This window comes from Streptomyces sp. NPDC002643, from assembly GCF_053592555.1.
Window position 1 is genome coordinate 215356 of record NZ_JBSFVY010000017.1, and the last position, 9119, is coordinate 224474.

Below are 9119 nucleotides of genomic sequence, written 5' to 3' on the forward strand. Positions count from 1 at the left end.
CGGATGCCGGCAGCCGCCTCAGGATGAAGCGACCTCCGTCGATGGTGGTGTCCCGGTGCCCGGGTCCGACTGGATGTCGGGGGTGCACTCGTAGCGGCGTAGGGCGTCGGCGCTGGTGCTGCCGAGGACGACCGAGCCGTTGTCGCCGGCCGCCGCCGAGTCGGCGAAGGTGCAGACGATCTGGGCGAGGGCGTACGTGGGCAGCGCGTCCGGGGCCGTGGAGAGCCGGAGGGTGTCGGCGGGGTCGCCGGGTCGGGGGCCCGCCACGGTCAGGCCGGGCGGCACGGCGGTCTGGTAGCCGGCGTCGTCCTCGACGGTCGACGGCTCCCCGGCCAGGGTGTCCAGCAGGCCCTGGGCGACCATGACCCGCCGCCGCTGCTCGTCGCCGCTCTCGGCCACCTCGATCGAACGGTTGACCCGTACCAGCGCCCCCGAGCACAGCAGGAACACCTCGACCGGCGTACCGGGCGGTGAGGCCTGCACCGGAGCCTCCGGCATCGACACCTCGCACGGCACCATCGAGGGCGCGGGCCCGAAGTCCGTCGGCACCTGGGTGGCCCGGATACCGCACCCGGAGAGCACCCCGGCCAGAACCCCGAGGGCCGCCACCGTACGCAGCCGCCGTACCGCTGGACGCCGTACCCCTAGGGGCCGTACCCGTAGTACTTCGCGCGGCGGGGCGGTCGATACCTCCACGTCGCTCGTCATCACTGCCCGTCCCCCTCGGTGCCCTCCGTGCCGCCGTCGCCCGTCTCGTCGTCGGCCGACCGTGGGGGTTCGATCAGTGGGGAGGCGTCCCGGGGCAGACGCAGGGTGAACACCGCGCCGCCCTCGGGGGAGTTGGCGGCGGTGATCTCACCGCCGTGGATGTGCGCGTTCTCCAGCGCGATGGACAGGCCGAGGCCGCTGCCCTCGGAGCGCGGCCGGGAGGCGCTCGCCTTGTAGAAGCGGTCGAAGACATGCGGGAGGACGTCCTCGGGGATGCCGGGGCCGTGGTCCCGCACCACGACCAGCACATCCTCGCCCTCCACCCGCACGGCGACCCGTACCGGCGAACCGCCGTGCTTGAGGGCGTTGCCGATGAGGTTGGCGAGGATCACGTCCAGGCGGCGCGGGTCGAGGTTGGCCATGATGCCGCGCTCGGCGTCCAGCTCCACCGCGTCCAGCCAGGCGCGGGCGTCGATGCAGGCGGTGATCTGGTCGGCGATGTCCACGTCGTCGAGGACGAGACGGGCGGTGCCCGCGTCGAAGCGGGTGACCTCCATCAGGTTCTCGACCAGGTCGTTGAGGCGCCGGGTCTCGCTGACGACCAGCCGTACCGCCGGCTCGATCATCGGATCGAGGCTGCCGGTGTCGGCGTCCAGCTCCTCCTCCAGCACCTCCGTGACGGCGGTGATCGCGGTCAGCGGCGTACGCAGCTCATGCGACATGTCGGCGACGAACCGCCGGGACGCCTCCTCGCGGGCGCTCATGTCGTCGACCTTCTTCTCCAGCGCCTCCGCCGCGTCGTTGAACGTCCGTGACAGATCGGCCAGTTCGTCCGTGCCGGACACCCGCAGCCGGGTGTCGAGCTTGCCCTCGCCGAGCCGCCGCGCGGCGACACCGAGGCGCTGCACCGGCTTCAGCACGGTCGTCGCCGCGGCCTGCGCGAGCAGCGCCGAACCGATCAGCGACAGGGCCGTGGCGATCCCCAGCGACCAGGCCAGCGAATTGAGGTCCTTCGCCTCCGGCTCAAGCGACTTGCGCATATAGCCGGTCGGACCGTCGCCGATCATCCTGGCGCCACCCACCAGATACGGCCTGTCGCCCTCGATGACCCGCTGCCAGTACAGGTGGTACGCGTGCTGGTTGCCCGTGGTCAGCTTCTGCCGCTTGTCGACGGCCTTCCGCAGCGATGCCGGTATGTCGTCCAGCGTGAACCCGTCCAGCGCGTTGGCCGTCGACGAACCCGACACCGACCGCCCCTCGGGGTCCTCGGCGATGAGCAGCACACTGAACCGCTGCCCGTCGTCGGCCATCCGCCGCGCCGCACCCCGCAGTTCGTCCTGCGTCGGATTCGGGCGCAGCGTGCTCACATGGCTCTGCATCTCCCGCTCGAAGTCCTCCAGCGCCGCGTTCTGCGCGCGCGTCAGCACGGCCTCACGGTTGAGCCAGTACGCGATCCCCGACGCCGACGCGGCGGCCGTGAGCGCCACCAGCCCGAACACGACCACGAGCCGCAGCCGCAGACTGGTGAAACGAATACGGGACTGAACTTTCCTTCGAGCCGCGGACCAGCCGCGGTTCCCCCCTCGGGCCTTCGTCACTGAGGAACATCCAGCCGGTAGCCCACACCACGCACCGTACGGATCAGGGTCGGTGACGACGGCACGTCCTCGACCTTGGCGCGCAGTCGCTGCACGCACGCGTCCACCAGCCGGGAGTCGCCCAGGTAGTCGTGCTCCCAGACCAGCCGCAGCAACTGCTGCCGGGACAGCGCCTGTCCGGGCCGCCGGCTCAGTTCGAGCAGCAGCCGCAGCTCGGTCGGCGTCAGTTGCAGATCCTCGCCGTTCTTCGTCACGGTCATCGCCGCGCGGTCGATCACCAGATTGCCGAACGTCGCCGCGTCATTGGCCTCGCGCTCACCACGCCGCAGCACGGCACGGATACGGGCGTCCAGCACCCGCCCCTGCACCGGCTTGACCACGTAGTCGTCCGCGCCGGACTCCAGCCCGACCACCACGTCGATGTCGTCGCTACGCGCCGTCAGCAGGATGATCGGCAGCTGGTCGGTGCGCCGGATGCGTCGACACACCTCGAAGCCGTCGATGCCGGGCAGCATCACATCCAAAACGATCAGATCCGGCCGCTGTTCGCGCAGCAGCTTGAGACCATCCTCGCCGCTCGCGGCGGTGGCGACACGGTGCCCCTGGCGCGTCAGTGAGAGCTCCAGGGCCGTGCGGATGGCGTCGTCGTCCTCGATCAGCAACAGGGAAGGCACGGGCTCATTCTGGCCCATGGCATGGCGCCGAATCGACCGTTGGAGCGCTCCCACCCATGATGCGCACATGATCGTGGGCAACGCGTAGCCGTACGACTCTTCTCTGTGATCGAGCTGTCGGTTGATCATGACCCACCCCTGTGACAGGTCTGTGACAGTCGGCGGATACGGCCGTGAAGGTGGCCCGGCAGAGTTCTCGGCACAGGCAAGGAAGCGCCGCCCGACAAGCACGAGGGGGCGGGGCGGAGACCGGAACTCCACGACGGGGGGCGCGAGATGAACACGCTGCACAGCACCAGCACTAGCGCAGTTGTCACGCGTCTCCACGACGTCATCCGGAGCGCGGAGAAGTCCGGTGCCGTGAGCGGGCGGGGGTGCGCTCGCGGCACCGGGCGTCAGCACACCACGTACATGACGGTGGTTGACGCGCATGTGGGGGGAAGCACCACGGGGGTGACCCACGGGGGAACGGGGGTCGCGGCAGCGTACGGGGAGGACACGGGGGAACGCCGTTCTGTGTCGGAGGTGGAGTTCACCGCCTACGTCCAGGAGCGTCGTGCCTCCCTGTACGCCACCGCATACCACCTCACCGGTGACCGCTTCGAGGCCGAGGACCTCCTCCAGAGCGCCCTCTTCTCGACGTACAAGGCGTGGGACCGGATCAGCGACAAGGCCGCGGTCGGGGGCTACCTCCGCCGCACCATGACCAACCTGCACATCAGCGCGTGGCGCCGCCGCAAGCTGAACGAGTACCCGACCGAGGAACTGCCGGAGACCGCCGGTGACACGGACGCGATGCGCGGCACCGAACTGCGCGCCGTCCTGTGGCAGGCGCTCGCCCGCCTCCCCGAACTCCAGCGCACCATGCTGGTCCTGCGCTACTACGAGGGCCGCACGGACCCGGAGATCGCGGAGATCCTCGACATCAGTGTCGGCACGGTGAAGTCCAGCATCTGGCGCTCGCTGCGCCGGCTGCGTGAGGACGAGGTCCTCAGCTTCGGCCGTGACGAGGAGGAGTCCTTCGGGGAGCTTGTCGCCTGAAGGTCTGGGGGGAACGGGGAAAAGGGGAAAAGCGGGGGGAAAATAAGGGGAACCCAGGGGGACTGGGGAAACCGGGGGACAACGGGGGAACACGGGGGGAACCGGCGCGACCACGGGGGACACGGGGTCACGACGGGGGAACACGGGGGAAGCGGGACTGGAGGGCCGGGGGGTCCATCCAGTCCCGCTTTTTCAGCGGCCCGTCCAGTCCCGCTTTTTGGAAACCATCCAGTCCCGTTTATTCATGTTCATATTCATAGAGGCGAGGCCGGTCTCACCTGTGCCCGGCCCGCGGCGGCCGCGGCCAGCCGGCCCAGGGCCTCGTCCTTGTCGCAGGGGTGGGCGCCCAACTCCGCCTGACGGGCCACGATCGAGCGCTCCAGCCGCATCAGCCGCCAGCCGCGCCGCAGCAGGAACGCCACCGACTTGCGGCCCTCCCGCAGATCGCGCAGGAAACGCCGGCGGAACGTCTTCGCCGGCCCCCGGGTCAGACAGAGCGCGTCCGCCAGCAATCCCAGTTCACGGCAGCGGTCCACGATCTCGGCCGCGAAGATGCCCTCCGCGATGAACACCGGAGTCCGCTCGATGCCCGTCCCGATGGTCATCGCCTCCGAGCCTGTCCGGGCGCTCAGCGAGATGTCGTACGTCGGCACGGTCGTACGGCCCGTGCGGCACAGCTCCTCGATCGCCGTGACGGCGACCTCCGCGTCCCAGGACAGCGGGTGGTCCCAGTCGATGTCCGAACTGCCCTCCACCAGCGGCAGCGTCGGGTCGTCGCCCTCTTTGTAGAAGTCGTCGAGCCGCAGCACCGGCAGGCCGGAGCGGGCGGCGAGAAGGGACTTGCCTGAGCCGGAGGGCCCGGTCAGCAGGACGACCCGGGTCGGTATCGAGGGATGCGAACTCACGAGAGTCCAGTGTGGGGCATCGCGGCGCTCCCGCCGAGACGGCGGGTCGTCCTTGGTGCGCACATCACATCTCAACTACCGTATGTGTCTCTATGGTTGCTTTCCGTAGTGGATGGCGACAATTCCGGCAGTAGAACAATTCCGGCAGCAGAAGGTGCAACGTTGATGGCTCGACACTCGGCCCCCCAGAACCCCACCGTCCGGCGCGTGTTGCTGGCCGTCACCACCGCCGGCGTCGCGCTCGGCGTGGGCGCGGGCGGCGGTACGGCCGCGGCCGCCGAGGACACCGCCCCCGTCCTCGACGTGATGCGGACCCGCCCCACCACCCTCGGCAACGTGGACCCCGAGGCCGGCCTCCAAGGCGTCACCGGCAGCGTCCAGTACATCACCGGCCCGATCGCCAACCTCAAGCCGAACCCCCTGGCGGGCACCGGCGTCGACCCCCTCGACAACGGGGTGGGCACACAGTTGGCCGACTTCCAGGCCGTCAAGTCGACCGCCCTGACGGGGCCGGTGGCCCAGGCGCCGTCGATCGGCAGCATTCCGCTGGTGGGGCCGCTGGTGGGCGCGTTGCGCTGAGCGCGCTCCGGAAGAAGGGGGCCGCGCGTCTCCCGGACAGATATGAGACGTGGGCCCCTGCTTCGACGGTCGCTCAGTACGCCGAACCCGACGCGCCCAGTGAACCCGTGGGGTGCCAGACCGTCTTGGTCTCCAGGAACGCCGTCATGCGGTCGATACCGGGGGTGGCCGTCCAGTCGTCCACAGGCTGGGGGCGGAGGACTCGTTTGAGGTTGTCGGCCGCGGCGACTTCGAGTTCCTTCGCCAGTACGTCGTCAGCGCCGGCCAGGTCGATCGCGTTGACGTCCTGGTGCGCGGCGAGAGGTGTCGCGATCTCCGAGGTGCGGCCGGAGAGGATGTTGACCACGCCGCCGGGGACGTCGGAGGTGGCCAGGACCTCGCCGAGGGAGAGGGCCGGGAGGGGGGACCTCTCGGAGGCGACCACGACGGTCGTATTGCCGGTCGCGATCACCGGGGCGAGGACGCTCACCAGGCCCAGGAACGACGACTTCTGGGGGGCCAGGACCGCCACCACGCCCGTCGGCTCGGGGGAGGAGAGGTTGAAGAACGGGCCCGCCACCGGGTTTCCGCCGCCGACCACCTGGGCGATCTTGTCGGTCCAGCCCGCGTACCAGACCCAGCGGTCGATCGTGGCGTCCACCAGCGCCGCCGCCTTCGACTTCGACAGGCCCTCGGCGTCCGCGACCTCGCGTACGAACTGGTCGCGGCGGCCCTCCAGCATCTCCGCCACGCGGTACAGGATCTGGCCCCGGTTGTACGCCGTCGCCCCCGCCCAGCCGCCGAACGCCTTGCGGGCGGCGACCACCGCGTCACGGGCGTCCTTGCGGGAGGAGAGGGGGGCGTTGGCCAGCCAGTTGCCCTTCCCCGCCGCGTCAGCGGCTGATGTCTGCGTGCTCACTTCGTACACCCGGCCGCTTTCGGAACGCGGGAACTTCCCGCCGACGTACAGCTTGTAGGTCTTCAGCACATTGAGTCGGTCAGACATCGAGGTACGCCTCCAGGCCGTGGCGGCCGCCCTCGCGGCCGAAGCCCGACTCCTTGTAGCCGCCGAACGGCGAGGTCGGGTCGAACTTGTTGAACGTGTTGGACCAGACGACGCCCGCGCGCAGCTTGTTCGCCACGGCGAGGATGCGGGAGCCCTTCTCGGTCCAGATGCCCGCCGACAGGCCGTACGGGGTGTTGTTGGCCTTCGCCACCGCCTCGTCCGGGGTGCGGAAGGTGAGGACGGACAGGACAGGGCCGAAGATCTCGTCGCGGGCCACGGTGTGGGCCTGGGTGACGTTGGTGAAGAGCGTCGGAGCGAACCAGTAGCCGGAGGTCGGCAGTTCGCAGGACGGCGACCAGCGCTCGGCGCCCTCCGCCTCGCCCTGCTCCACCAGCGCGGTGATACGGGAGAGCTGCTCCTCCGAGTTGATCGCGCCGATGTCCGTGTTCTTGTCCAGCGGGTCACCGAGGCGGAGGGTGGACAGGCGGCGCTTGAGGGAGGCGAGGAGTTCGTCCGCGATCGATTCCTGGACGAGGAGGCGGCTGCCGGCGCAGCAGACCTGGCCCTGGTTGAAGAAGATGCCGTTGACGATGCCCTCGACCGCCTGGTCGATGGGGGCGTCGTCGAAGACGATGTTCGCGCCCTTGCCGCCCAGTTCCAGGGTGAGCTTCTTGCGGGTGCCGGCCACTGTCTTGGCGATCTGCTTGCCCACGGCTGTTGAGCCTGTGAACGCCACCTTGTTGATGTCCGGGTGGGCCACGAGGGCGGCGCCGGTACGGCCATCCCCGGTCACGATGTTGACGACGCCCTTCGGGAGGCCCGCCTGACGGCAGATGTCCGCGAAGAACAGGGCCGAGAGGGGGGTGGTCTCGGCGGGCTTCAGGACCACCGTGTTGCCCGTCGCCAGGGCCGGGGCGATCTTCCACGCCAGCATCAGGAGGGGGAAGTTCCAGGGGATGACCTGGCCCGCGACGCCGAGGGGGCGGGGGTTCGCGCCGTAGCCGGCGTGGTCGAGTTTGTCGGCCCAGCCCGCGTAGTAGAAGAAGTGGGCTGCCACGAGGGGCAGGTCCGCGTCCCGCGTCTCCTTGATCGGCTTGCCGTTGTCGAGGGTTTCGAGGACGGCCAGTTCGCGGCTGCGCTCCTGGATGATGCGGGCGATGCGGAAGAGGTACTTCGCGCGCTCCGAGCCGGGGAGCGCCGACCACTTCTCGAACGCCTTCCGCGCGGCCTTGACCGCCCGGTCGACGTCCTCCGCGGTGGCCTGGGTGTACTCGGAGAGCACTTCCTCGGTGGAGGGGGAGACCGTTTTGTTGAGATCCCCACCCGAGCTTTCGACGAACTCCCCGTCGATGAACAGGCCGTACGACGGGGCGATGTCGACGATCGCGCGCGATTCGGGCGCGGGAGCGTACTCGAATGCCATGGGTCAGTCCACCGTAACGTAGTCGGGGCCGGAGTAGCGGCCGGTGGCCAGCTTCTGGCGCTGCATCAGCAGGTCGTTGAGGAGCGAGGACGCGCCGAAGCGGAACCAGTGGTTGTCCAGCCAGTCCTCGCCCGCCGTCTCATTGACCAGCACGAGGAACTTGATGGCGTCCTTGGAGGTACGGATGCCGCCGGCCGGCTTCACGCCCACCTGGACGCCGGTCTGGGCGCGGAAGTCCCGTACGGCTTCCAGCATGAGGAGGGTGTTCGCCGGGGTGGCGTTGACCGCCACCTTGCCGGTCGACGTCTTGATGAAGTCCGCGCCCGCGAGCATGCCGAGCCAGCTGGCTCGGCGGATGTTGTCGTAGGTGGAGAGTTCGCCGGTCTCGAAGATGACCTTGAGGCGGGCGCTTGCTCCGCAGGCCTCTTTGACGGCGACGATCTCGTCGTACACCTTCATGTAGTTCCCGGCGAGGAACGCGCCCCGGTCGATGACCATGTCGATCTCGTCGGCGCCGGCGGATACGGCCTCGCGGACGTCGGTGAGCTTGACGGCGAGGGGGGCGCGGCCGGCCGGGAAGGCGGTGGCGACCGAGGCGACCTTGACCGAGGAGCCGGCCACGGCCTCCTTCGCGACGGCCACCATGTCCGGGTAGACGCAGACCGCGGCGGTGGGGGGTGTGGTGCGGTCGGTGGGGTCGGGGTGGACCGCCTTGGTGCCGAGGGAGCGGACCTTGCCGGGGGTGTCCGCGCCTTCCAGGGTCGTCAGGTCGACCATGGAGATGGCCAGGTCGATGGCGTACGCCTTGGCGGTCGTCTTGATGGAACGGGTGCCGAGGGAGGCGGCGCGCGCCTCCAGGCCGACCGCGTCTACGCCGGGCAGTCCGTGGAGGAAGCGGCGGAGTGTGCTGTCCGACGTGGTGACGTCGGCTAGGGCGTGGGGTGCAGCTGTGGACATGGTCACCAGACGAGCATATCTACGCGCGTAGCGGCTGTACAGCCCCGAGGGTTCGTTGTGGGGGCGCGATGGGGGTGGGGGCGCGATGGGGGTGGGGCGCAATGAGGGTGGGGGCGCGTGGGGCGCGTGGGGCGCGTGGGGTGCGTGGGTGGGGCGGGGCCGGGCCGGTGTGTCAGTCCGTCGCAGGCGGACGTACTGCTCGGGGGTTGGATGGCGTGAACTTTGCTGAGCCGGCTGTACGCGACGGAC

The 9119-nt window shown here is 69.7% G+C and carries 9 protein-coding genes; 2 read left to right on the forward strand and 7 right to left on the reverse strand.

Going from position 1 to position 9119, the window contains the following annotated elements:
- Positions 1 to 18: 18 nt before the first annotated feature.
- From ACWD4G_RS26135 to afsQ1, 3 genes are all read right to left on the reverse strand, one after another.
- Positions 19 to 618, reverse strand: coding sequence for a hypothetical protein (locus ACWD4G_RS26135; RefSeq protein ID WP_451297420.1), 600 nt, complete (start codon positions 616 to 618; stop codon positions 19 to 21).
- An 89-nt stretch (positions 619 to 707) separates the two neighbouring features.
- A complete protein-coding gene (locus ACWD4G_RS26140) occupies positions 708 to 2306 on the reverse strand; it encodes an ATP-binding protein (protein ID WP_451297384.1) in 1599 nt (532 codons plus the stop codon).
- Positions 2303 to 2980, reverse strand: coding sequence for a two-component system response regulator AfsQ1 (gene afsQ1, locus ACWD4G_RS26145; protein ID WP_009308989.1), 678 nt, complete (start codon positions 2978 to 2980; stop codon positions 2303 to 2305). The genes ACWD4G_RS26140 and afsQ1 overlap by 4 nt, the downstream gene beginning before the upstream one ends.
- A 276-nt stretch (positions 2981 to 3256) precedes the next feature.
- Between afsQ1 and ACWD4G_RS26150 the strand changes: the two genes are divergently transcribed.
- Positions 3257 to 4021 carry a SigE family RNA polymerase sigma factor gene (locus tag ACWD4G_RS26150; RefSeq protein WP_451297386.1) on the forward strand — a complete coding sequence of 255 codons (765 nt, stop codon included), beginning with the start codon at positions 3257 to 3259 and terminating at the stop codon, positions 4019 to 4021.
- 254 nt (positions 4022 to 4275) lie between these two features.
- Here ACWD4G_RS26150 and ACWD4G_RS26155 read toward each other — a convergent pair whose 3' ends face one another.
- Positions 4276 to 4926 (reverse strand): uridine kinase family protein, encoded by a 651-nt coding sequence (locus tag ACWD4G_RS26155; protein ID WP_451297388.1) that lies wholly within the window; start codon positions 4924 to 4926, stop codon positions 4276 to 4278.
- Between the two features lie 165 nt (positions 4927 to 5091).
- Between ACWD4G_RS26155 and ACWD4G_RS26160 the strand changes: the two genes are divergently transcribed.
- Complete coding sequence (locus ACWD4G_RS26160) at positions 5092 to 5505, forward strand: hypothetical protein (RefSeq protein ID WP_451297390.1); 414 nt, start codon at positions 5092 to 5094, stop codon at positions 5503 to 5505.
- Between the two features lie 73 nt (positions 5506 to 5578).
- On the opposite strand, the gene ACWD4G_RS26165 is transcribed toward ACWD4G_RS26160, so the two are convergent.
- From ACWD4G_RS26165 to deoC, 3 genes are read right to left on the reverse strand one after another with little or no spacing between them, the layout of a single operon-like run.
- A complete protein-coding gene (locus tag ACWD4G_RS26165) occupies positions 5579 to 6490 on the reverse strand; it encodes an aldehyde dehydrogenase family protein (RefSeq protein ID WP_451297392.1) in 912 nt (303 codons plus the stop codon).
- Positions 6483 to 7913, reverse strand: coding sequence for an aldehyde dehydrogenase family protein (locus ACWD4G_RS26170; RefSeq protein WP_451297394.1), 1431 nt, complete (start codon positions 7911 to 7913; stop codon positions 6483 to 6485). The genes ACWD4G_RS26165 and ACWD4G_RS26170 overlap by 8 nt, the downstream gene beginning before the upstream one ends.
- 3 nt (positions 7914 to 7916) lie before the next feature.
- Complete coding sequence (gene deoC / locus ACWD4G_RS26175; RefSeq protein ID WP_451297422.1) at positions 7917 to 8870, reverse strand: deoxyribose-phosphate aldolase; 954 nt, start codon at positions 8868 to 8870, stop codon at positions 7917 to 7919.
- Positions 8871 to 9119: the final 249 nt, after the last annotated feature.

Excerpts from the sequence above, each read along its gene's own strand:
- ACWD4G_RS26165 (WP_451297392.1), bottom strand. The coding sequence starts at position 6,490 with ATGTCTGACCGACTCAATGTGCTGAAGACCTACAAGCTGTACGTCGGC.
- ACWD4G_RS26150 (WP_451297386.1), top strand. The coding sequence starts at position 3,257 with ATGAACACGCTGCACAGCACCAGCACTAGCGCAGTTGTCACGCGTCTC.
- ACWD4G_RS26160 (WP_451297390.1), top strand. The coding sequence starts at position 5,092 with ATGGCTCGACACTCGGCCCCCCAGAACCCCACCGTCCGGCGCGTGTTG.
- deoC (WP_451297422.1), bottom strand. The coding sequence starts at position 8,870 with ATGTCCACAGCTGCACCCCACGCCCTAGCCGACGTCACCACGTCGGAC.
- ACWD4G_RS26170 (WP_451297394.1), bottom strand. The coding sequence starts at position 7,913 with ATGGCATTCGAGTACGCTCCCGCGCCCGAATCGCGCGCGATCGTCGAC.